Genomic DNA, 22,161 nt, shown 5'->3' on the forward strand with positions numbered 1-22,161 from the left:
TAATGGGCTCATTAGACAGAGGGTTAGGGCAAACCCCAGGTTACTTTTAATAAGAAACACAGCAGTTGAGCCTCCTAAACACCATCCATGAAAAATTGTCACCGCCTGCGGGGGGGTGCTTGTAATGGCTCCACAACAAACCGGTTTGACCGATCGGCCGGCAGCTATCGTCCCGAACAGGCTTCATCAGTTGCAGCTTGTATTTGTCCTTGGACCAAATGGGAACTGGCGCGGTATAGCAGCCATCTGAGGAGGATTCTTTTAGTAGTCCCATCCGAGCCATGAAGTAGATTCCGCGGGCTGCGATCCCGGCATTCGCCGTCACGTAATCCGTGCCGGTTATTGACCCGGCCAGGGGATAGGCTCCTGACCACGATCCCATACACCAGAAGAGGGAATTAACGGGCCTTCCAACCAAGGCGCCAGAGGAATCCGCAGCGCACGCCAGTTGAGCGACCGGGTTGGCGAACAGCAACGACTCGGGGTGAATCATCAGCGAGAGAATTTCGTTGTTCCAGGTAGGGATGAGTTCAGTCATCATCGCTACGTCGAATTCTCGCTCTGCTATGCAGGGGATGTCATAGAACAGCCCCAAGATGCTAAATGCGGGAAAGAAGTAGTAATGCATCTGCTGGAAGGTTTTGGACTGACCATCTTCCTGCATGTGCGATCCGCCCAGTTTCCCGCCGGTGTTCATCAACTTAAATCCGAGCGGCATCATGCAGTAGGGATCTGAAACGGTATCAATGAGCCGTGCGGGCTCCCACATAGAAATACCAATGCCGTATCGATTGATCGCTCCTGAATTACAGCTGCAGAGCACGGAAGGGGAGTCAGCACCAGGATCGGGCATTCCTGAATCGCCTTTACCGATGCTCAGCCCGCCAATGCGAATCGGGAAGATGCACTGCCAAGAGACGTCCGTAACAGGATTCAGGACGCCAGAGGGGCATTTGGACGCGAGGGCTGATTGAGGGGCCGTGTAAGCCCCTATCAGTGTTAAAAGAAGCAAGATTGCTCGAATACTCATCATGGCTAGAAACGTCCGGGAATTTCCCTAAGTTTAGCCTAACAATATATGCGAGTATATAGCACTATATGAAAATTAGAGATTGATTGAGTGTTCTTCGATTCGGAGGGTGCTGCCCTCTTGTGTCACGATCGATGGAACAAACTGCAGTGAGAGTCGGTCGCGAACAGGAGGGGTAAGAATGAAAACAGGGCGCTGCAAAGCCATGGCGATAGCCCGGTAATCACCTGAGGTGATCATGACCATATCCGTGGATTTCAGGTGATCCTGTGCCCAGGCAAGGTCATCTTTTGAGATAAACATAAGCCGCTGGGGAAGACGAACATGCTCCAGGGGATTAAATTGGAATCCCTTTGGATAGATGATTTGCCCATTTTGGTCCTTAACATCGAATTCGGCCGTGTAATAAGGAATGTGGTACCGAATGCGGTCTTCCCGCGCGCGAGGCAGAGACACGGCTTGCGCGGCAGCATTGCGCGCAACACCGTCACTCATCACTGTTTCCCAATCAACTTGAGCCACCTTGCTCTGGATCTCAGTCAGTGCATCCGGTTCAGCAATCTCATAGGTGCGCCCAAGAACGTGGGATTCGGCGGCAATCAGGGATCCGGCAAGACAGCTACTGATTACTGTTATAAAAATCCGTAACACCATTAGAAATCTTCCCTTCAATTTGAGTCATGGTGTCTGGTACCAGGTCACCGTAATATTCGCTGAAATCGATCTTAGAAAAGTCGATTGATTGGAACTCCTCGGGTGTCAGCCCGCGACAGTTCGGAGCTTCCGGGGTACCGAAGCCGGCCACAGAGTTGAGCTGCGCTCGGCCTTGTTGATGGATGATGCGACCCATTTTCGAATTGAAACAGCAATACGATTTTGCTTTTTGGACGCACCCAACAAATTCCCATTCTTCCCGGCAGTATTCTCCAATCTCGTAGCAAAACCCTGAGCCATTAAGAACACCCGTTTCCGTAGATGTTTGATCGCAGGACTGTGTGAAGTAGTCGATTACAGCGCCGACCATGGCCGTTGGATCTACGACTACGCCATAGTTTGCCATGACATCCCCAGCCGCCGTGGCCGCCGCATTCGCCGCCACCATCGTAGGTGCGCCGGCGGCCAACGCAGCTTCATACTCCGATTTACCCTGCGTAATTGAGTCGTAGACTGAAGTAATCATCTGGGTCGGGGAACCAGAGTCGCCGGTGTCATCCGCAAGCACTTTGCCTGTGTTTTTGCAGCAATTCTGAAACGCGGTAGATACTCCTGCTTTATCACACCTCATTGCTCTACCTGCAAAAATCATCATCTGTCCCAGGCAGGTTCCATCGGCTGCGGTCGTGCCATCGTCCTGATACATTCCAGTATCGATGTCGTCGACCACCGGCACTTGGGTTGCCAGATCAACACAGGCATTGGGGCTGCACTGTTGTTGTCCGGCGGCGTTTTCCATGCAGGAATAGCTGTTACCTAAAGGGCAGGCGTGTTGGGTTTCTAGGGCGCAGGTTTCAGATGTGGTAGAGAAAGAAACTTGTCCGCCTGCTTGTGAGGGGAGGCCCCCAGTGTAATTGTCAGTGATCTGGATTGTGCCGACTAAACCGTTTGCACAGCTTGGGGCGGTCACTAGGTTCACAAGCGTTGTGCCCAGGAAGTTGCTACCGGATAGGCTCGGGGCGTCCCAAGTTGTGGAACCAGTAGCACTGATCGGATTGTTGTTTGTGCAAATGCTGTCGAAATCGAGCGTTGGGATCTGTGCGACCAAGCCAGTGGGGCCTGATGTTACGGCACCAGTCTTGAGATCGAATCCGACCGTGAAGGACCCGAATTGCCGAGCGACTTTTACATCAAAATTCAAAGCAACCGGGTTCGTGCAGACCATTTGTTGACTTGAGCTACAGTCAACGGCGGAAATTGGACATAGTGCTCCCCCGCTTGGCGATTCAAAACATGAAGCCGTCTCACCTGGTTGGCCAAGATCACCATTCATATTGAGATCTTGGCCACAGGACCAGTTGGCCGCATAAACTGAGCCGAGAGGGAGAAAGAGGCTTAAAAGTCCAATTAAAGCGGGTTGGCTGTGCCTGAACTGCATATCGTATCCCTTGATGCTTGGCGAACGGCCTGCAATGTTGCTGCGGCTTCTGCGAATTCATTAAGACATCCACACGACTGAACGACTGTCTCTCCGGGTCCAGCCGGACAAACGCCAGCGGAACACTCGTGGAAGAAGTAATCGAAGGTATTGGGGTCTGTGCGGTTCTCCTGCACGACGCCGTTCTGAACCGCGTCAGTTGCTAAGCGCGGCTTTCTGGTCTTGCATGCCTGTGTGCAGGCAGGCACTGAAACCTCTTCCAGAACAGAAAGGCTTTCTGTCGGCGTCAGAACACTACCGTTAGACTGCTTCAAATAGTCTTGATAGCCAGTGTTCGTGGTGCTGGCTTGAACGTTGTCAGCCCGTTCGAGGGCGTCATCGAAATCGTATGTACCGGTGACCTGACAGCGATATTTGCGCGTTTTTTGCCACCAGGGGCGTGTAGGTGTAAACGAGCAGGTTGAACCATTGATCACTTGGGTGGACGGCAACGGAGTAAGACCGGTATTGACGAAATTCTGATATGTCCAAACCCCGTCCACTTGTTCTTCCATGAGTGTGCATTCAGGGTCACTTTGGTATGCACTACAGCTGTTTGAAATGGTGTCAGGTTTGAGTTTACAGTCGGTATCGACCTTTATTTTTGCGAGCGCGTAGCCTTCGCCATTCCCCGTAACTTCCACTCTAATTTTGAAGTCGACGGGTCCACCCGTCAGATAACTCTTAAAGTCGACATTTGGCGAGCGGACCCAGTTGGTTGAGAGCTCGCAAGCGCCCGGTGGTCGTCCGGTACCTGTCCAGTTTCCGTAGGGGCCATTCCAAAGCAGGTCGGCATCGGCGTAGATCTGCATCCAGTCATCGAATTTTGCGTAGTTGATTTTTGCTTCCAAAATCCGGCTTGGGTCCAAGACATTGAATTGAACCTGGCGCTCATACATTTTGCAGCTACCGGCCCAATAGTTGTCGCCAACTTGCCCTAATGAAAGCTGAAGGCAATCTGGGCCGCATGGAAAAATGTTTCCAGAACCGCCGGCATATTCAATGATGTCGTTCAGTGTGACTTCTTCCACTGGCACGTTCCGGGTTATTTGGCAGCTTTTGATTTGGACAGGGTCCGCTATAGCGGCCGGAGATGTCGTAATCAAATTAAATTCCGGATCAGCGGCAGAGGCGGAGAAAGCATCGCTGGCGAGGTTACCCGGCGTGCTGTTGTAGGCTTTCAGCATTGGCGAGCCCGCAGCGCAGTCACCGGCCTTCTGTGCGTAAAACTTAATCATCGGTCCGGTCACACCCACTTCGGAAACCGTGAGATAGTCCATTTGCGATGTCAGCGCACCGGTTGCGCCTCCCCCCAAATCATTAAGGACTTTGTCCAAGTTGCTCATAACTAGGCCAGTCCCGCATGAGTTATTCACGCAATAGCACCCGCCCAGCTTGTTTAGGGGAATCGGGGTCATGCCGATTTCGCCTGAGCCGTTCACCACCCAAGACAGTCCCGAGCAGTTGTCCCAGGTCCCTGCGTTACACGAAACAGCTCCGTTTGCACATACACCGGACACCGGAACCCCTGGTGTAAATACCCGATCAATCGTGCCGTCCAGGTCGCTATCTTGAGAGACCGTCAAGGTGCCAATGTCACCGCTGGCCGAGGGTGCAACGAATATTTCCAAAAACTTCTGAGAGCCGCTGCAGCCCAAATTGGCATCGAAGCTCTGGCCATCGAACGTCTTCATGGCGTCGGCAGACATCAGAGGTGTAGTGAAGTTCTGTTGGATGGCTTCGGCGCTTCCGTAGCTGCTTCTAGCATTGCCCACAGTGGTCTCGGCCTCAGTGACGGATGCCGGATCTGCCGATACAAATCCCGGTAAAAGTCCTATGAGGACGAGCAGAATCCAGCGATCCATTAAAGTGGCACTCCGGATAGTTTGGACACCGCCTGAGCTGGCGTCATACCCTGAGCAATCAGTGCGTTATATTTGGCAACCTCCTTGCCGTCGGACGTTGCGATCCAGTGATTCCAGGGATCCACAGACAGCCTGCCGATACCCCGGCCAAACGGCGTATCAAAGAAGATCTCAGAGTATTTGGGTTTGTTGGCTTTTACGGAGGTCAGGAGATCGACAGCCAGGCCCTCGTAGTCGAGAACCCCTTCATCTACAGCCTTCGCGTAGTCCTCGCATTCAAGGTAAAACTTGAATGCAGCGTTATTCTTGATGACCTGTCCGACAGGGCCGAATTTCCGGAGATCCAGCGGGCTCTGCGTAACAATGCCAAAGGCCCCGGAGTACTTGCGGGCGCGGCGATAGCCCTCTTCAATCAGGTTGCCGAGTCGGTTGTTCTCCTCCCCCCGGGAATCTGAAAAGTATCGCCAGGCCTCTTCGAACAGCACGAAGCGTTGTTCGGAGCGATCGGAAAGGTAAAGATCCTGGGTGACCGAGTTCATCACCTGCATAATCACCACGTTGAACAGCTCGGCTTGACCTGAAAGCTTTTCAAGCTCCAGAACTACGAAACCATCGTTCGAAATATCGAATCCGCCGGCGCCATTGAAAAAACGCCCGTACACGCCTTTCGTCGTGAAATCGTGCAGGTTGAAGGCGAGTTCGTGAGCCTTGGAGACCGCACTAGGCAGCGGTTCGCCCTGGTCATAGGCGAGTTTTGGATAGGACTTCAAGTAGTGTTGAACAGCATCGATTCCGTTGACGATGTCGCCGCGGTCTGCAGTCCAACGAACGGCTTCTTTGATCAACGTCCATTCCGTTTCGTGCAGCGGTTGGCGAGAAGCGGAATATGCCATTTCAGCGAGGATGTTGGCGGTGGTCATGAGGTCCGCGTTTCGGTCATCCTCATCCTTGGAGTTGGTGTTGAACGGATTGATCGTGATCCGCTCTTTGCCGAAATCCATAAACCGGCCGCCGACCATATCGCATTGCTTCTGAAGGCTGTAACCAATGTCGGTTACTCGAACCAATGAGCCTGCAGCGTAATAGTTTTTGCAGAGATCGTTGAGCGTGTAGGACTTGCCCGCACCCGAACCGGCGGCAATGAGGAAGTTATGGTTGGGTGCTCGCTTGTCGAACACGTCCATGCCGACCAGCTGCCCTTTGCGCCCGACGTAGAGTAGGGCGGGGTCGCTGGATCCTCGAAAATCGCCTTGAATGGGCATGAAACGAGCCACGGCGCTCAGTGGCGCGTAGAAATGTCGGTCGAGCAAGCCGATGTTTTTATCGATGTCATAGAGACCGAACGGCAAAGAGGCAATCAGCATCGGTTTCTCAAGCACCGATTCTTCCTGCATCACGAAATCTTTGGATTCCCAGAGTCGACGGGCGCGCGACACCGAATCAATGCATTCAGCTTCGGTATCCCCGAGGATGACCAAGGATGGAATGATTGTCATAAACCGTTCCGATTCGAGCTTGTCCAGAGCCCAACTAAACTCCTCGGTTCTTTTCTGAATGGCCTTTGCAAAAGAGCCTGTGCCTTTTTGCGCCATGGTGGCGCTGGCCTTTTGGTGTAGAGAAGTTTTTATGTCTTCGAAGACAATGTTGAGGCTGAAAATAAAAGGCGTGGTGATCTGATCGGGATCATCCGGTGCGCCCATTACTCCGCCGGTCAGGGTATTGGTGGTGAAGGTATCGATGGATTTTGCGTTTACCTTTGGCGTAATCACCCGGCCAAAACGCTTGCCGAGACGAAACGGTTTTTCGCCTCCTGAGAACTCAATTTTGGTTTCCGCATTGATGATCTGCTTTCGCAGCGGAAGCCGGGAATCAACATGGCCATTCGGATCAGCGTCGGCATCGTTGAAAAACTGCCGTGCCCAGGCAACCAGATGATTTGGACCCATCCGTGCCGGGGCAAGGTGTGCGGCTTGCAAGGTTTCTTCAGCGATCGATAATACTTCGCTTGATAGCGGTTTTGCAGTCTTGATGCAGACAAACGCTCGCCAATTTCGAACGGGAATGCCGTGATAGCAGCGCATTCCCTTAGTGCCGGCTTTTAGGAAGCTGGTGTATTGCTCAATGGATTTCTGGAGCAGAGGTGTTCGGCGCTGTTTGTTGCGCGAATAGGCTTGAAGGATACCGTTCACGTTGTGATCAGGCGCCAGCATAATTTGGATCTGGGTTCTTTTCGGGTAGGTGACCGATAAAAACGTTTCTAATTGTTTAAGGTCCCGCCCGCCTAAAAAGGTGAGAGGGCATATCTCGAAAAGGTAGCCGTAGCGGTTATCCAGGGTATGGAAGGCACCCAGCTCTTCATCGAAACTCACCCAGGGTAGAAAGTCAGAAAATTTGTTTCGGCGAAGTTCTTGCTCAAGGTCCCTGTGTGTGATGCCGCCATTGTCGCCAACGATCAACGACCAGATTTTTGAGAGGGGGCCTACTTTCTCTTCAGCGGTCATTGGTTGCTCCCCTGCACCTGGTCAATAAGCGAGTCAGTAAGTTCCGGCTTCTTATAAAGGTATTGGCCCATAACGAAACGCGGTTCCTCGACAATGCTGTAGACGAATCGGGGCATGTATAGCCGGTTGCGTTTCAGTTCACTGGAGTAGGGAAGAATCATGGTGCGGACTGAGCGCGGAGGTTTGATCATAGGCGTCCGAGGCGCCTGAATCATGGTTCCAAGCTGATCATAAACCTGGTCGCGGTAGCCGCTGTATGCTGACTGAGGGGGCGCAAAAGAAGGATCTTCTGTGTGAGAGGGCGTCGGCGCGTCATAGGATGTCGACACAGCGATTGGTTGCTCCTTTACACGCCGGGATCCAGCCAACTTGTTTTTTCGCTCCGCTCTGGCTTGCCGCGCTTGCTCGGACGCCCTGGTCATGTGCGGATACTTTTCTACCCCTGTCACCGCCTCCTCATAAGCATCTTCGACAGAGATACATTTTCCAAAGTTGTCCTGTAAGTTGCAGGAGAACTCGTTTTCATAAGGCACCAGAGAACAGCCGCCCAAGAGGCTAACCGCTAACAGCAGAGTAAATTTTTTCATTAGCCTTTCTCCATAATGCTGAGATCCGTTCCTTTCTGGATGACGACGGTCAGCCTTTTGGCTGCGCCGACCTCAATGATGGGAACGGTTTGTTTTGCGAGATCCAAAAACAGTTTTTGGACGGCTTCAGAGCCAGACTTGAGAGCTTGGCCGCCGGCGGATTGAACGATTGAGTCTGTGTCGACGATTTGTGTTGTTCCAAGCGCCGAGGTCGAGGTTGTAGCAGCCGCACCCGCAATGCCGTTTCCTGCTCCCTCGAAGAGGCCTGCGACGATCATCCGCATTACATGAGCGCCCATCTTTGAAACAACTGGACCGGTAAGCCCGCGCACGCCGTCACTATCAGCGACGAACCCCTGAACTGGCTGATCAATGACCGCTGTTCCATCCAAACTCATGCAGGAAAGACTGACCAGCTGAAGGTTTACACGCTCTTGAGCGAGATTTGCCGTCGCATTGGCGATGACAAAGCAGCCTTTCAGGTTGGCTTTGACACTGTTTGGAAGCACCGCCGGCGCCTGAACCCGAAGCATTACAGGCTCAGGGTTTGCGTCACCTAGTTCCGAAGTAAGGGCACGAATACCAGTCAGCAGAATTGCAGGCATGTGGCTGGGTGGCATGTAGATCGAATTCTTTTTTTTTGAAACTGTCTCCGGTTGAAAGTCGGCACCAGGAGCACGGCCAATACCGCCGACAATTCTCGCTTCAACCGGAATATCGTTGAGGGAGGATTCGGACGCGCTATAACTGGGAACATAGGTTGGAGGCTCCGGGTAAGACACTTCGCCTCCGGCTTCCGGGGCTTCGAGGTCGGAAAGGGGATTCACCATTTCCTCTTTTCCGGTTTCCTCACCCCGACCCTGCCGCTTCAAATCGTTCTGAGAGGTCTCAAGCGCCGCAAGCAGAGAGTCATATTGGCGTTGTCGACGCTCCATTTCGGCAAGTGTCTCGCCAACGTGCTTCAAATCCTTGTCTACTTTTGCACGGATGTCGTCTTCCAGGAGATCGGCACCTAGAGATAGGTCTGTCGTTTCAACCTCTTTGACTGGCTCTTTTTCGTCTTGACCGGAGGCATAGTAAACGAACAGCAAGAGAGCGAGGAAACCAGTGGCAATGCTATATTTCCGGTACTTGAGTCTGTCTTCGGCTCCGAGGCCATTCCACCAAGTCTTCATCAGAAGCCCTCCTTAGAGACCACAAACAGACGGCCTACTTGGCCAGGTTCCAAGCTCAGCGGATCCATGGTTACCGCAAAGATCGATTCGCCAATGGCCGAGCTCAGGAAATCCGTCTCGCTGAAGGTGGTCGTGGTGCTGGTTCTGACCAAAAACTCTTTTAAGGAAAGCCCCAACCCATCCACTCGAATAGTCCGGCGCAACGCGAGTTGTGTGTTTGGCTTGCCGGCGGTCATGCGGGACTCCCATTCACTGTTCGTGTTTGTGCTGACCGAAAAGCTGTCCGGGATGTCGTCCTCAAGAGCCGCCATAGTCAAATAGACTGCGCGCTCTTCATCGGGAAGGGGGGAGAGCAGTTCCTGGTTGTCTTTGATGCGGTTTTTCGCGCCTGTAGAAAGGCGGATTGTTTGCCCGGGAATGTCCTTTGGAGACACCATTAAGGTGTAAATCTCGCCGGCGCATACCAGATAGAACTCGGATCGCGCTGAAACATATTCCTGATGCAGCCCATCATCCTGAATCAGAAATTTGATGAAGCTATTATTCCCGTTGTTCTCAACCACGATCCCTTTCTCTTGAGAGAAAAAAGCATCGTTAATTGCACCGTCGACACAGGTAACTCTGTTGATGTCTCGATTGGACATTTCCACTGGTGTGACAACATCAGGCTTCACAACCTGGGTGTGAGCAAGTGCCGGCAAGCTTACTAACATCACGGCCAGTGCAGCGTTGAAAAATTGTTTATTAAGCATCGTTCGATACCTCCTTGATGCCGGTAAGCCAAAATCTTCCTTGCTCGAATGAATAAGAGATCTGGTAGGTGACGTTTTCCGTGCTGGTCACCGAGTCACCAACAATCCGCTTTTTCACGCCAGCAACGTGAATGGTGTCGTCGCCTACTTTTTTAATGTCTCGATTACCGCGCCATTGAACGACATAGGAGACTGTCGGGTAGCGCTCAATACCATCTGCCAGTCGGGTAAATAGATCGCGGTAACGGGAGTATTCGTCGGGGTGAATGAGTGGCAACAACTCATTCAGCTGCCTTCTGGCAGTGGCGGCTGAAAGGTCGCCCGCCATATGAACGATGTAACGACTCATCGAGCGCAAGTAGTCGTCGGATGCAGTCGAACCTGAAATAACGAAGTCGCCTTGCCCACCAATGGGGATCAGGTGAACGCGTTGTTCATCTAGCTTCGATGAAATTGTGGCTGTCTGAAGACCAGCAAAAATCACCACAGCCACAAACCCAAATTTGAGCAGCCGGTTTTCGGCAAAGACATTGCTCGAATCCTGGACAAACAGATTGGAGAAGAGACTTTTCATGGGTCACTCGTGAAATTTGGTGGCAGTGGGAACGGGATAGCCTTTGAGTTCAAAGAACCCGTTGGCATAGGCCAGATGGCTGAACCAGCCTCGGGCGCGTTTTCGTTTCATAGGAATAAGGAGGGCCGGACCAATGAACAGCGTTATCCAGGCGAGGCCACCAAAGATGGCGGCGCCAAGATAAAAAATCACGATGATCGCCATTTCATGCGCGTCAAACCAAAGGACTTGAAGCGGCTGATGAAGGTAAATCGGTAGTCGTGATTCGTTCATGGTCGGCCTCCGGTCATTGCTCGCTTAGATGATCATGCCAAGCGAAGTTGTGATGCTGTCAGCCTTGATCATGGCGGTACCGCCCAGAACGCCACCGGCAGCAAGCATCCAGTTCTTGGTGATCTGGACTGCTGAAAGGACAATCGCGGCAAGTCCGCCGACGAAGCCGACGGGGCCTTTCAGCATGTCGTTCACAGCTACGTCGTACAGGTCATATGCGAAGGTGCCGGTGGCTGGCGCGGTGATCGCACTGGCAGTCATCGAACCCAAAACAAGCATGGGAACTGCGGCTACCGGAGCAGCGGAACGGAAGGAACCAAAACGGGCCTTGGCGATGGCGCTCAGACGAGACAGTTCAGCGTGAGCAGTTTGAGAAGCAGACACTTTCATTTTTAACTCTCCTTGGTTTTGTTGGCGAGGTAATTGGCGATCACCTCTTTCCGAAAGCCCGTTACCGGGCTTCCATCGAGGATCAGTGTCGGCGTTCCTTGAACTCGCCACTGACTCGATACATTGGCGTGAACGTCCAATTGAGCAGCACCGGTTTCGCAGGTTGCTGTTGGTTGGATTCGACGCAGATAAATGTCATCAAACGCGGCGGCTTTATCTTCCGAGCACAAAATGTGCTGAGCTTTGGCTGGCGCAGTTTGGGGATGAATCGCGGTCATGAAGAAGATCACCCGCTTAACCGGCACATGTGAATCTCGAATGAATTCGTCGTAGCGCAGGCAATAAGGGCAGTCCGGGTCGGTAAATTCGATAATGGGCACGCCGTCTTCCGGCCCAAGAACAAGGGCTTGGTCATAGGGAAGATCTTCCAACCGGAGGCGGTTGGCCCTGGCGATCGCTTCGGCGGTAAGTGACTGCCCCTCAAGGTCGTAGATCTCGCCAAACACAAGAGCGTTATTGGCGGGCGAAAAATAAATCACCTGGGCTCCGCTCAACGTTACTTCATAGAGCCCATCGACTGGCGCCGGCCGCACGTCCTGGATTTTGGAATTCGAAAATTTCACGGCGAGCGTTTGCTTTACCTCATCAATGGTCGCGGCATTGACGTTCAGTGCGAGCGCAATCAACACGATTGCAGAAGCGATGCGAGAAAATTTCATTGAGAAGACTTCCGTGGTTGGGTTTTGGTCAGCTCCTGCAAGAGCCGAGGATCGATATGTACACCGCGTGCGATCTTTTCCAGCTTCGGTTTCGGCAGACGGGCATGATCCAGAATGACCCAGCGGCCATCTGAGAAAACGATTTCACTGGTTGGCTTGCTTGCCAGAGTGGGAGTGGTGATCGCACTCAGCAGTGCAGCTACTAGAAATATAGAGTTAGTCAATTTCATATAATCTGTGCAACCTACAGGCGGTGACTGACACAGATGGAGTATAGGACAGGTTTATACGCTTGTATATATTTTTATATGATTTTTCCGGAGTGCTTTGCGAGGTACTTCACGAGCGAGGTGTAGATAACCCGATTTTGAGGTTGGCTATCAACCTCGGCGCGCGATTTCACTTCCATAACGATGGGATCTGGAAGCCAGATACTGATATAAACTCCGTCTCGGGGGGAGGCCAGGTATTCGGGGTCGTTTGACGCAAGGAACCAGCTCACTGCATCGCGGTATAGCTGTTTTAGAAAAATTCCTTCCCGAGCAGCATACGATTTCAATGCAGATCGGGTTTCTTCACCCAGCTTGAGTTGCTTGAGAGTTTCTTGCGTGTCCAATGATGTCGCTTCCTGGTGAGTTGTTAGGCACCGTCCATGGTGTGCCGCGACGGATCCCATCCAGATTATATATCATTATATGAAAATGTCTAAAATAAATTTTGGATTACCGTTATGTGGAGAAAGTGTAGGTTTAGCACTACAAACTGTGTGCCTGTATTCGGAGGCGCTAAGGTCGCAAAGCGAACATTCAGATGGTGCGATAACGTTGCGGATCAGGCGCGGCTATAAGCCGTCGCCTGTATCCGGCTTGTTCGATTCTTGAATCGCAACGAGTTCTCCCTGGTTAATGTCGATTTTGAACAGAGTTCGTGGACTAGCGTCTCTTTCCGTCCTGACCGCAATTGTATCGTAGCGATTGCTGATTCGTACAAATGAGCCTTTGGGTAGAGGACCTGTGTCCTGCTGGAACACAAGGTTGTCCGGGGTGTTGGCTACTTCTGAATCTTGCCCATCTCCGTCAATCCTGTAGACCACCTTGTTAGTCTTAGTCTCATTGAGACTCGTTCCTTTTTGCCCAGATATCTGAAAGTACAAACTTTCACCCACCCATCCCAGAACCCACGGCTGCCATCCGAGCTTAACAATGTCCGGTGGGGTTGCCGATACGAGTCGACGTACTTCGAGGGTCTCCACATTACACAAGTATATTTTTACCTTCTCACTGAGGTACTTGGGTATGCCGCCATTGGGAAAAGCGTTGATTCCTGTTGGTTCCTGGTAATGCTGGTATTCAACCGCAACAGCGATCCAGTGGGAATCGGGTTTCGCTCTGGCATTCGTGATATAAGCACGAATCTGCGGTGGCCCATACGAGCAAGATGCCAGAAAGGTGGCGCACAGCAAAACGACTGCACTGCGAATTAATTTGCCGCCTATGGCTTTTTGATTGGATGAATACGCCATGTCTAAGTCCTCTGACTCGAACGCAGAAATAAGCGGCGGCCCGACAGAGACGTCCGGTGGAGGCCGCAGGCCAATCATAGGCCAGGAGTGTCTAGTGGACCGGGGTAAGTCCAGGAGTTATCGATGCGTATCTACTGAAGTGGGGAGGCAGTGCAGAACGTATTTGACGCAATTATTTTGACTATTCGAACCCGATTTGGGACAGCACTGCCGCGACCAGAATTGCCACCACTATTGCACCCAATGCCACAACAGCAAACTGAAACGCTATCGCGATCCCTCCAAGCAGAACGGCGCCACCAGCAACACGTATATGTTCTTTTTTAGCAAAACCAATTACAGCAAGGATGATGGCTAAACCGCCAAGAACAGCAGTGCCGATGCTTACCATTTGATCCATGTCTATTGGTGGAGATTTTGGCGCAGGTGCCTCTTTTCCTTGAAGCACAGCAACAGTTGCCTGTTTTATTGACACTGCTTTTTCTGCCACCGTTTGCTCAAGCGATGGCTGCGAAGAAAAGGGGCCAGCCCAAAAGTGAACGATGGCCAGTAGAAAAGCAATCGAACCTAGTCCAATACCGATAAAGCTCAAAGTAGATTTAGACTCTTCCATCAGATCTCTCCGAAAATATAACGCCCGGCCCACGCGCCGTGATCCCGCAACGCTTACATGGACACGTTGGGGCTGAGCTTTTCACGAATGTCTATCTAAAGGCAAATGTTCGCTTTTGTTTGCTGAGGCCCGTGAGCAGCCTTGGTCGCAAAGCGAACCTTCAGGCGGATAGACCAACACTCACCTTTGGAGACCCCTCTTTGGGTATGTCCGCAGCAAAGGAGTAAAACCCATCTCGTTCCCAATGTCCGAGAAATTCGCCCGGTAGGCATTCCCCAAATCCGGCAAACGACATTGATGGAATTTAAGTTTCAGTAAAGCCCGTTCGGTGATGGCAGTCTCGTCACTAAATCATCACAACTTTGTCACATTAGTCCTTTAGGCTCTTTTACAAATCAACTTGTATAGACATGCCTATGAGCCTTTACACCCTGCAACGCGAAACCGGCCACGCCCTCTACCGTCAGATTGCCCGGCACCTGGAGCGTGACGTTCTGAACCAGTATGCCCCCGGCGACATGCTGCCCTCGGAAAATGAGATGGCGGATCGTTTTGGTGTAAATCGCCACACACTCCGACGCGCCATTGATCTTCTGGTTGCCGATGGCCTTCTGGAGCGCCAGCACGGTCGCGGTGTGTTCGTGATCAATAACCAGATCGACTACCCCTTGGGCACTGACACCCGGTTTACCGAAAACCTGACGGCCATGGGCGCGTCCACGGGCGGGCGTGTTGTTCGTAAGCAGGTTCTGCCTGCCATTGAGCGGGTGGCGGAACGCCTGAACATCGAGGTGGGAGATCCGGTGATCTGGATTGAAAGCGTGCGAACCGTAGATGGCTCGCCCTTCTGCGTTATCTCGCACTTCCTGCCAGAAGCCAGGTTCGCAAAAGTCCGGGATGACTATGAGGGCGGCTCTCTACACGGCTTTCTGGCGGACCATTACGGTTACACGCTCAAACGCGTCCAGAGCCTGGTAACTGCGATGCTCCCGCAGGGCGACGACGCCGGTCTTCTGGCGATGCCCCGGACCCAGCCCGTGCTGCGGGTAAAGAGTACCAACGTGCATGAGCGGGATCTGACCCCGCTTGAGTACGTGATTACCCGGTTTCGCGCAGACCGGATCCAACTGTGCATCAACCCATGACTGTCTGCTAACGGTCGAACACCTGAATCAACACCCTACGGGAGCTTTAGTAATGTATCCGAAACTGCACACTCTTCTCAAATACGCGGTGTCCGTAATAACCGCCATCGTTCTGCTCGGTTCGGCCAGTGCCATGGCTGCGGCCAATGACGGCTCAAGCAAGCAGCCCCTCCGGGTCGTCCTGATTCCGGCTGACGGTGGCACGGAAGACGGAACCCGCAAAGACTTCGAACCGATCTTCAATGCCATTTCAGAAGCCACAGGCCTGAACTTTGAACTGAAAGTCGGCCAAAGCTACGGCGCGGTTGTTGAAGCCATGTGTAACGGCTCGGCCGACATTGCCTGGTTTGGCCCTGTCAGTTACCTCCAGGCCCATGGGCGTGGTTGCGCCAACCTTCTGGCCATGGCGGTCAGGAAAGGCGGGTCCGTCTATTACTCCGGCATTTTTGCCCGCAAGGACAGTGGTATCGACACCATTACCGACATCCGCGGCAAACGCATCGCCCTGGGCGATATCAACTCCACCTCCAGCTTCAATATTCCTGTGGCCATGATGCTTCGTGAGGGCGTTGATCCAGCGAGAGATACCGCCAAGGTCAACCTCGCCGGCAGCCATGCAAATGTTCTGTCCGCGCTGTCCCAGGGCATCGTGGATGTAGGTGGCGCTTCCTTCGACTCCTACGAAAAAGCCCTGAACGCGGGCGCTATTGACGGCAAGGACATCAAGGTGGTTGCCAAAAGCGCTCCTCTTCCGTATCCACCGCTGGCCATTCAGCCGCAAGTCAGCGAAGACGTTAAAAGTCGTCTCCAGAAGGCATTCAATAATGTCCATGCCATGCCTGGCATCAAGCCCGAGCAGATTCGTGGCTATGGCGGTAAGCAGGTTGACCGTTACACCAGCGATGTAAGCGAAGAAACCATGGCGGAAGTCGGCGACATGCTGAACGCCGTCACGCGTGACGTTAAACAGTCCATTCTGGCAGCTGGTAACCAGCGCTGAGGATGGCTGATAGCGGCCCGCCTCATAAGGCGGGCCGCCATAGAGGAGAAACGATTATGAGCCAGACATCAATGGTCAAGCTCGGTGCTATCGAAAAGACCTGGGCCGACGGCACACGTGCGCTGAACAACGTCGATCTTGAGGTCCCGAAGGGGCAGTTCTGCGTCATCCTTGGTCCTTCCGGCGCGGGTAAATCCACGCTGTTGCGGGCTGTTAACGGGTTGATGAGACCGACAGCAGGAAAGATACAGGTTGATGGGCTTGAGTTGACACAAGCGAGCGAACGCGAACTTCGCAAACGGGTCGCGATGATTCATCAGCATTTCAACCTGGCAACTCGTGCCAGTGTGGCCGCCAATGTGCTCTCCGGTGCACTGCCCGAAGTGTCATTGGCCCGGGCCCTGTGTGGCTGGTTTCATCCGGAGCAGCGCAAGAAGGCTTGCCACTACCTTGAACGGGTGGGCTTGAAGCCGGAACACCTTCATCGCCGGGCCGGCGAACTCTCTGGTGGCCAGCAGCAACGCGTCGGTATCGCAAGAGCCTTCATGCTCGACCCGAAGGTGGTACTGGCCGATGAACCCGTCGCCAGCCTGGATCCTCAGATCTCACGGGATATTCTTACCCTGCTGAAGGACGCCGCTCGCGAACTCAATGCCACCGTTATCTGCAGCCTGCACCAAGTGGACCTGGCCCGTGAATTCGGCGACCGGATTGTAGGTATGCGCAGTGGCGAGGTTGTCTTTGACGGCGCCCCGACAGAGTTCGACGACCAGCGACTGAGCAGACTCTACCAGAATGCTGACTGGGGCGATGGCGAACCCACACCGGTTACTGAAGATAGTCTGGAACTCGAAGCGGCGGGAGGTATGTGATGAGCACCCGACCCATTCCCGTGCCACCCCAGGGTACCCGTTTGCACTGGCATCTGGATCAGCCGTTCCGGCTAAAACACCTGGTGATCGCCGTTCTGATTCTGGCCTTGCTGTTGGTCACCGGTCACCGGACTGAAATGGACCGGATGGTCTCCATGACCACCCAGGCCGTTGGCAACCTTGTGGGTCTGAACGACGAATCTCAGGTGGTGCGCGGCCTTAGCAAGGTGGCCGATTCCATGTGGCCGCCACAAATGGCGACATCCGAAGAAGTGGCCCGCATGAACGATTTCAACGCCGACGAGCTGCCCGTGTTCGCCCGCGTTGAAAGCCGGGAAACCACTACCCAACGCCTGAATGAAGACACACTGCAACTGGAAAGCGTTACCGAAACAACAGAGGTGCTTTACGACCCTCTGGGCTATGTGAAAACCGTATTTGGCAAGATGATAGAGACCCTGGAAATTGCACTCTGGGGCACGCTTCTGGCCGTCAGCCTGTCTATTCCTCTGGCCTGGTTTGCAGCAAGTAACTACTCCCCGAACCGGGTGACTTACACGCTCGCCCGCGGCTTTATCAGCCTGCTGCGCTCGGTCCCGGAACTCATCGTGGCGTTGTTTCTGGTGCTGGCTTATGGCTTCGGCCCCATCGCCGGGGTGCTTGCCCTGGGCATGCACGCCGCCGGTTTTCTGGGCAAGTTCTATGCCGAGGACATCGAAAATGCCGACAAGCAGCCTCAGGAAGCGCTGGAGGCCATTGGCGCGGGCAAGATCAAGACAGTGCTCTATGCCGTGATGCCACAGGTGCTTCCCCAGTATGTGGCCTACACCGCCTATATTCTGGATCGCAACCTGCGAATGGCCACCGTGGTGGGCCTGGTAGGGGCCGGTGGTATTGGCCAGGAGCTCAAAGGCCGCTTCGACATGTACGACTACGGCCATGTCATGACCATTCTGATTGCCATCTTCCTGTTCGTTTTTCTGCTGGATCAGCTGTCAGCGCGCATACGGTCCCGGATGATCTGAGCATGCGACATTTTTATTTAAATACAGACATGTATAGATATCTGAACAATAAGGAGCACTGCTCATGAACACTCACGAAACCGAGGCTAGCTGGCCACCGCCTCGCAGCCAGTGGCTTAGATACTGGTCTGCGGCTCCCGCTGAAAAAGCCGAAACTCTGGCGGCCGAAATCGCCGGGCACTGCGACGTAAGGGATATCACCCTTCCGCAGAGTGGCCTTGGCCTGCTCAAACTGCCGGATTCTGCCCTGAACGATCTGTATTTTCTCGGTGAAGTGCCGGTCAGCCATGCCCATGTGGAAGTCATTGCCCCGGATGGAACCCGTGCCGAAGGCGGTGCCCGTCTTCTGGATGACCGGCGCTCACTGGCCCGGGCACTGGCGGTTCTCGATGCCACTCTGGCCGCCAGACTGCCTCATCACGAACAGGCGCTCAGATTACTGGAAACCGGCAGGGCAACGCTTCAGGAAACCGAAGCCAGCCGCAACGCCATTCTGACCTCGACCCGGGTGGACTTCTCCCTGCTGGGCGATGGAAGTGAGGACGATGATGAATAATCCAAACACAGCCCTACAACCTGACAGCGTCTGGAGCCCGCTTTTCCAGCAACGGGCTTTCCGGGCGCTGATGACCGCTTTTTCCTTTCCAGGGCGACGCCAGCCACTGCCGCCCTGCGTTGATGCCAAAGGGCCCGCCTGTATTGCCGCCGTGCTGTGTGACAACGAGGTGACCCTGGCAGACCCGGACCACCTGATTCAACCGGATGATATACGGCGGCTTGGAATCGGCGAGGCGAGCGTCGAAAACGCCGGGTTTATTATTGCTGATGGCAGCCGCGCTCCCAGCTTTGAGCCGGCCCTGGGCAGCCTGGCTGAACCCGAGCAAGGCGCAACATTGATTATTCGCGTTGCCAGCCTGGACGGCACCACGGCGTTTCCGCTTACGCTGCGAGGGCCGGGCATCGAAGGCACACAGTCGCTTGGGCTTCGTGGCCTGCACGACGGCTGGCTGGCTGAGAGAGCCCGCTGGAACCGGAATTTTCCCATGGGCGTCGACCTGATTCTGGTGGACGACACGCAAGTAGTCGCCTTGCCGCGCACTACCCAAATCAGCGGAGGAGGCAACTGATGGGTTACGTTGCAATCAAAGGTGGCGGAAAAGCCATCGAAGGAGCTGCCGAGGCCCTCGAAGCGCTCAGAGCCGGTGGGTCAGGTTCCGATCCGCTGTCCCTCAACGCCATTGAGCACCAACTGCGGCTGCTAACCTCTCGGATTATGTCCGAGGGTGGGCTCTATCATCCCCAGCTCGCGGCCCTGGCCATCAAACAGATGCAAGGGGACACCCTGGAAGCCGGTTTTGCGTTACGGGCCTACCGTTCCACCAAACCCAGGCTGCTGGAAACCCCGCCCCAGGACACCGGAAACATGCGGTTGATCCGTCGGATTTCCAGTGCGTTCAAGGACATCCCCGGTGGCCAGATGCTCGGGCCAACCCACGATTACGCCCTGCGCCTGATGCGGTTTGAACTGGCCGAGGAATCCCCGGAGCCATTCCGGAGGATGGCATCAACGTTTCTGAAAAACGCGCCGGAGGAAGCGCTTCCGGACAGCTTCCCGAAAGTGCTGGACTCCCTGCGCTCCGAGGGCCTGCTGCCACCGAAGGCCACGAACAGAAACCCCGCGTTCGACATCACCCGGGACCCGCTGATCTTCCCGGTCAGCCGCTCTGCAGCATTGGCCACCATGGCCCGGGCAGAAACCGGCTCCATGCTGGCCATTGCCTACTCCAACATGCGCGGTTACGGCGATATCCACCCCACCGTGGCCGAGCTGCGGGTCGGTTACCTGCCGGTGATGCTACCCCATCCGGTGACCGGCGAGCTGACCGAGGCTGGCGAAGTGCTGATGACCGAGTGCGAAGTCATTGCTATGTACGAGCCGGATGAATCCGAATCCGCCAAGGGCGCGGCGCCCGAGTTCACCCTGGGCTACGGCGCCTGCTTCGGCCACAACGAAACCAAGGCCATCAGCATGGCGATTCTGGACCGCGCACTGCAGAAAGGCATGCGAGACGGCCCGGAAAACCCCTCAGAAGACCCGGAGTTCGTGCTGATGCACATCGACGGCGTGGACTCTATGGGCTTTGCCAACCACTACAAAATGCCTCACTACGTCACCTTCCAGTCCGATATGGACCGGTTGCGCTCTACCCGGGAAAAGTACGGTGAACGCGGCGAAACACCGCAGGAGGAAAGCCATGAATCCTAATTACCAACTGACCGACAGCCAGGACAGTTACGGCTTTGGTTTTCTGGACGAATTCGCCAAGCGGGAAATTCGCCGGGTCATTCTCAAGGCCATCAGCATTCCAGGATATCAGACGCCCTATGCCTCGCGGGAAATGCCCATGGGCCGGGGCTTTGGTACCGGCGGCCTGCAGTTGACCCTGTCCATGATCGGCCCTGAGGACACGCTGAAGGTGATCGACCAGGGCTCGGATGACTCCGTCAACGCCGTGAATCTGCGCAAATTTGCGGAGCTGACCTGCCCGGATGTGTCCACCACCGAGAGCACCACCGAAGCGACTCTGATCCAGACTCGCCATCGGGTACCGGAGATTGCCTTGCGGGAAGATCAGGTTCTGAACCTCCAGGTGCCTTATCCCGACCCCCTTGTAATAGTGGAACCGTCCGAGGCCAAGCGGAAGATCATGCACGGCGAGGGGGATTATGCCCGTCTGCTGACCAAACTGTACGAGGACCTGGTGAAGTTCGATGAGATCACCATTTCCCACCGCTATCCCACGCGGATCAATGGTCATTACGTCATCGATCCGAGCCCGATCCCGCGTTATGACGTACCCAAGCTCCATCAGTCCCAAGCACTGCTGCTGTTTGGCGCCGGTCGTGAGAAAAAAATCTATGCGGTACCGCCTTACACCAACGCCGAACCGCTGGTGTTTGACGACGTGCCCTTCCGTACCGAGAACTTCTATAACGCCGACGGTAAGCGCAGGGCCTGCAACCGCTGCGGCAGCACTAACAGTTTCCTGGACGAGCTGAACCTGGAAGACGGCAGCAAGGCCTGGCAGTGCTCAGACACCGACTTCTGCAACCGCCAGTTAGCCAGAACAGACGCCGGGGAGGTTACCCAATGAAACCGATTCTTGAAGTAAAGGGCCTGACCCGCATCCACGGCACCGAGTGTCCATCCTGCCTGGATATGACCGGCCCGGAGCACGACACCAACGTGTGCCCCGCCTGCGGCTCTGTGGTTGCAGCGGCCAATGTCAGCTTCAGCCTCCAGCCGGGGGAGATTCTCGGTATCATGGGAGAATCCGGGAGCGGCAAGTCCACGGTGGTGAAAACCCTGTATTTCGATCAGGCGCCCAGCCGGGGCAGCGCCATCTTCCGGGACGGCGACCAGAACCACGAGCTGTTCAACCTTAACGGCGCGGAACAGCGCTGGTTGCGCAATCACCGCTTCGGCATGGTGTACCAGAATCCCAATCTTGGCCTGAATTTCGGCATCTCCGCAGGTGGCAACATTGCCGAGCGGTTGCTGATGAACGACCTCAACCACTACGGCGACATCCGCCGCCGGGCCGGCGAACTGCTTACCCGCACTGATGTGATGGTCAGCCGTATGGACGAGTCGCCCAAGCAGTTCTCCGGTGGCATGCAACAGCGCGTTCAGATCGCCAAGGCCCTGGCAACACGACCACCTCTGCTATACCTCGATGAAGTGACCACCGGGCTGGACCTGTCGGTACAGGCGCGCATTCTCGACCTGATTCTGGAAATCCAGCACGAGCTGGGCACCGCCATGATTGTGGTCACCCACGACCTGGGCGTTATCCGCCTGCTGGCCAGTCGCACCCTGGTGATGAAATACGGTCGGGTGATCGAATCCGGGCTGACCGATCAGATTCTGGAAGATCCGCAGCAGGCCTACACCCAGCAACTGGTGGCATCCACCCTGTGAGGCAA

The 22,161-nt window shown here is 54.5% G+C and carries 25 protein-coding genes; 9 read left to right on the plus strand and 16 right to left on the minus strand.

Annotation, left to right across the window (positions count from 1 at the left end; genetic code table 11):
• Positions 1 to 46: 46 nt before the first annotated feature.
• The 16 genes from KEHDKFFH_RS16355 to KEHDKFFH_RS16430 form a co-directional block, all read right to left on the minus strand.
• The gene (locus KEHDKFFH_RS16355; RefSeq protein WP_198412809.1) at positions 47 to 1,033 is read right to left on the minus strand and encodes a TraU family protein; all 987 of its coding nucleotides are present in this window, start codon (positions 1,031 to 1,033) and stop codon (positions 47 to 49) included.
• A 72-nt stretch (positions 1,034 to 1,105) separates the two neighbouring features.
• On the minus strand, positions 1,106 to 1,684 hold the full coding sequence (locus KEHDKFFH_RS16360) for a conjugal transfer protein TraW (RefSeq protein ID WP_104322899.1): 579 nt from the start codon (positions 1,682 to 1,684) through the stop codon (positions 1,106 to 1,108).
• A complete protein-coding gene (gene traN / locus KEHDKFFH_RS16365; protein WP_104322900.1) occupies positions 1,650 to 3,122 on the minus strand; it encodes a conjugal transfer protein TraN in 1,473 nt (490 codons plus the stop codon). The genes KEHDKFFH_RS16360 and traN overlap by 35 nt, the downstream gene beginning before the upstream one ends.
• Positions 3,092 to 5,026, minus strand: coding sequence for a conjugal transfer protein TraN (locus KEHDKFFH_RS16370; RefSeq protein WP_104322901.1), 1,935 nt, complete (start codon positions 5,024 to 5,026; stop codon positions 3,092 to 3,094). Before KEHDKFFH_RS16370 ends, traN begins: the two co-directional genes overlap by 31 nt.
• Positions 5,026 to 7,527: a TraC family protein gene (locus KEHDKFFH_RS16375; protein WP_104322902.1), complete on the minus strand. Its 2,502-nt coding sequence runs from the start codon at positions 7,525 to 7,527 to the stop codon at positions 5,026 to 5,028. The genes KEHDKFFH_RS16370 and KEHDKFFH_RS16375 overlap by 1 nt, the downstream gene beginning before the upstream one ends.
• Positions 7,524 to 8,114 carry a TraV family lipoprotein gene (locus KEHDKFFH_RS16380; protein WP_104322903.1) on the minus strand — a complete coding sequence of 197 codons (591 nt, stop codon included), beginning with the start codon at positions 8,112 to 8,114 and terminating at the stop codon, positions 7,524 to 7,526. Before KEHDKFFH_RS16380 ends, KEHDKFFH_RS16375 begins: the two co-directional genes overlap by 4 nt.
• The gene (locus tag KEHDKFFH_RS16385; protein ID WP_104322904.1) at positions 8,114 to 9,289 is read right to left on the minus strand and encodes a TraB/VirB10 family protein; all 1,176 of its coding nucleotides are present in this window, start codon (positions 9,287 to 9,289) and stop codon (positions 8,114 to 8,116) included. Before KEHDKFFH_RS16385 ends, KEHDKFFH_RS16380 begins: the two co-directional genes overlap by 1 nt.
• Complete coding sequence (locus KEHDKFFH_RS16390) at positions 9,289 to 10,041, minus strand: TraK domain-containing protein (RefSeq protein WP_104322905.1); 753 nt, start codon at positions 10,039 to 10,041, stop codon at positions 9,289 to 9,291. Before KEHDKFFH_RS16390 ends, KEHDKFFH_RS16385 begins: the two co-directional genes overlap by 1 nt.
• Positions 10,034 to 10,615, minus strand: a complete 582-nt coding sequence (locus KEHDKFFH_RS16395; protein ID WP_091643631.1) for a TraE/TraK family type IV conjugative transfer system protein — start codon at positions 10,613 to 10,615, stop codon at positions 10,034 to 10,036. Before KEHDKFFH_RS16395 ends, KEHDKFFH_RS16390 begins: the two co-directional genes overlap by 8 nt.
• Before the next feature lie 3 nt (positions 10,616 to 10,618).
• A complete protein-coding gene (locus KEHDKFFH_RS16400; protein WP_091643629.1) occupies positions 10,619 to 10,888 on the minus strand; it encodes a type IV conjugative transfer system protein TraL in 270 nt (89 codons plus the stop codon).
• 24 nt (positions 10,889 to 10,912) lie between these two features.
• The gene (locus tag KEHDKFFH_RS16405) at positions 10,913 to 11,278 is read right to left on the minus strand and encodes a hypothetical protein (RefSeq protein ID WP_198412811.1); all 366 of its coding nucleotides are present in this window, start codon (positions 11,276 to 11,278) and stop codon (positions 10,913 to 10,915) included.
• A gap of 2 nt (positions 11,279 to 11,280) precedes the next feature.
• Entirely contained in the window at positions 11,281 to 11,997 is a 717-nt protein-coding gene (locus KEHDKFFH_RS16410) for a DsbC family protein (protein ID WP_104322906.1), read from the minus strand.
• Entirely contained in the window at positions 11,994 to 12,227 is a 234-nt protein-coding gene (locus KEHDKFFH_RS20140) for a hypothetical protein (RefSeq protein WP_104322907.1), read from the minus strand. Before KEHDKFFH_RS20140 ends, KEHDKFFH_RS16410 begins: the two co-directional genes overlap by 4 nt.
• Positions 12,228 to 12,301: 74 nt before the next feature.
• Positions 12,302 to 12,613: a hypothetical protein gene (locus tag KEHDKFFH_RS16420; RefSeq protein ID WP_104322908.1), complete on the minus strand. Its 312-nt coding sequence runs from the start codon at positions 12,611 to 12,613 to the stop codon at positions 12,302 to 12,304.
• Positions 12,614 to 12,838: 225 nt separating this feature from the next.
• Entirely contained in the window at positions 12,839 to 13,519 is a 681-nt protein-coding gene (locus tag KEHDKFFH_RS16425) for a hypothetical protein (protein WP_146084225.1), read from the minus strand.
• A gap of 181 nt (positions 13,520 to 13,700) precedes the next feature.
• Positions 13,701 to 14,132 (minus strand): hypothetical protein, encoded by a 432-nt coding sequence (locus KEHDKFFH_RS16430; RefSeq protein WP_104322910.1) that lies wholly within the window; start codon positions 14,130 to 14,132, stop codon positions 13,701 to 13,703.
• Between the two features lie 416 nt (positions 14,133 to 14,548).
• Between KEHDKFFH_RS16430 and phnF the strand changes: the two genes are divergently transcribed.
• The 9 genes from phnF to KEHDKFFH_RS16475 all read left to right on the plus strand — a co-directional run bounded on the left by phnF (position 14,549) and on the right by KEHDKFFH_RS16475 (position 22,156).
• Positions 14,549 to 15,277, plus strand: a complete 729-nt coding sequence (gene phnF / locus KEHDKFFH_RS16435; RefSeq protein WP_241956539.1) for a phosphonate metabolism transcriptional regulator PhnF — start codon at positions 14,549 to 14,551, stop codon at positions 15,275 to 15,277.
• A gap of 52 nt (positions 15,278 to 15,329) precedes the next feature.
• Positions 15,330 to 16,277: a phosphate/phosphite/phosphonate ABC transporter substrate-binding protein gene (locus KEHDKFFH_RS16440; protein WP_104322912.1), complete on the plus strand. Its 948-nt coding sequence runs from the start codon at positions 15,330 to 15,332 to the stop codon at positions 16,275 to 16,277.
• Between the two features lie 56 nt (positions 16,278 to 16,333).
• Positions 16,334 to 17,149 (plus strand): phosphonate ABC transporter ATP-binding protein, encoded by an 816-nt coding sequence (phnC, locus tag KEHDKFFH_RS16445; protein WP_104322913.1) that lies wholly within the window; start codon positions 16,334 to 16,336, stop codon positions 17,147 to 17,149.
• Complete coding sequence (gene phnE, locus KEHDKFFH_RS16450) at positions 17,149 to 18,174, plus strand: phosphonate ABC transporter, permease protein PhnE (protein WP_104322914.1); 1,026 nt, start codon at positions 17,149 to 17,151, stop codon at positions 18,172 to 18,174. The genes phnC and phnE overlap by 1 nt, the downstream gene beginning before the upstream one ends.
• A gap of 64 nt (positions 18,175 to 18,238) precedes the next feature.
• Positions 18,239 to 18,730, plus strand: a complete 492-nt coding sequence (gene phnG / locus KEHDKFFH_RS16455; RefSeq protein WP_104322915.1) for a phosphonate C-P lyase system protein PhnG — start codon at positions 18,239 to 18,241, stop codon at positions 18,728 to 18,730.
• Positions 18,720 to 19,301 (plus strand): phosphonate C-P lyase system protein PhnH, encoded by a 582-nt coding sequence (gene phnH / locus KEHDKFFH_RS16460; RefSeq protein WP_241956540.1) that lies wholly within the window; start codon positions 18,720 to 18,722, stop codon positions 19,299 to 19,301. Before phnG ends, phnH begins: the two co-directional genes overlap by 11 nt.
• Complete coding sequence (locus KEHDKFFH_RS16465) at positions 19,301 to 20,440, plus strand: carbon-phosphorus lyase complex subunit PhnI (RefSeq protein WP_104322916.1); 1,140 nt, start codon at positions 19,301 to 19,303, stop codon at positions 20,438 to 20,440. The genes phnH and KEHDKFFH_RS16465 overlap by 1 nt, the downstream gene beginning before the upstream one ends.
• Positions 20,430 to 21,329, plus strand: coding sequence for an alpha-D-ribose 1-methylphosphonate 5-phosphate C-P-lyase PhnJ (locus KEHDKFFH_RS16470; protein WP_104322917.1), 900 nt, complete (start codon positions 20,430 to 20,432; stop codon positions 21,327 to 21,329). Before KEHDKFFH_RS16465 ends, KEHDKFFH_RS16470 begins: the two co-directional genes overlap by 11 nt.
• Positions 21,326 to 22,156, plus strand: coding sequence for an ATP-binding cassette domain-containing protein (locus KEHDKFFH_RS16475; protein WP_104322918.1), 831 nt, complete (start codon positions 21,326 to 21,328; stop codon positions 22,154 to 22,156). The genes KEHDKFFH_RS16470 and KEHDKFFH_RS16475 overlap by 4 nt, the downstream gene beginning before the upstream one ends.
• Positions 22,157 to 22,161 lie beyond the last annotated feature (5 nt).

The sequence above is a fragment of the Marinobacter maroccanus genome, assembly GCF_002933275.1.
Classification (GTDB): domain Bacteria; phylum Pseudomonadota; class Gammaproteobacteria; order Pseudomonadales; family Oleiphilaceae; genus Marinobacter; species Marinobacter maroccanus.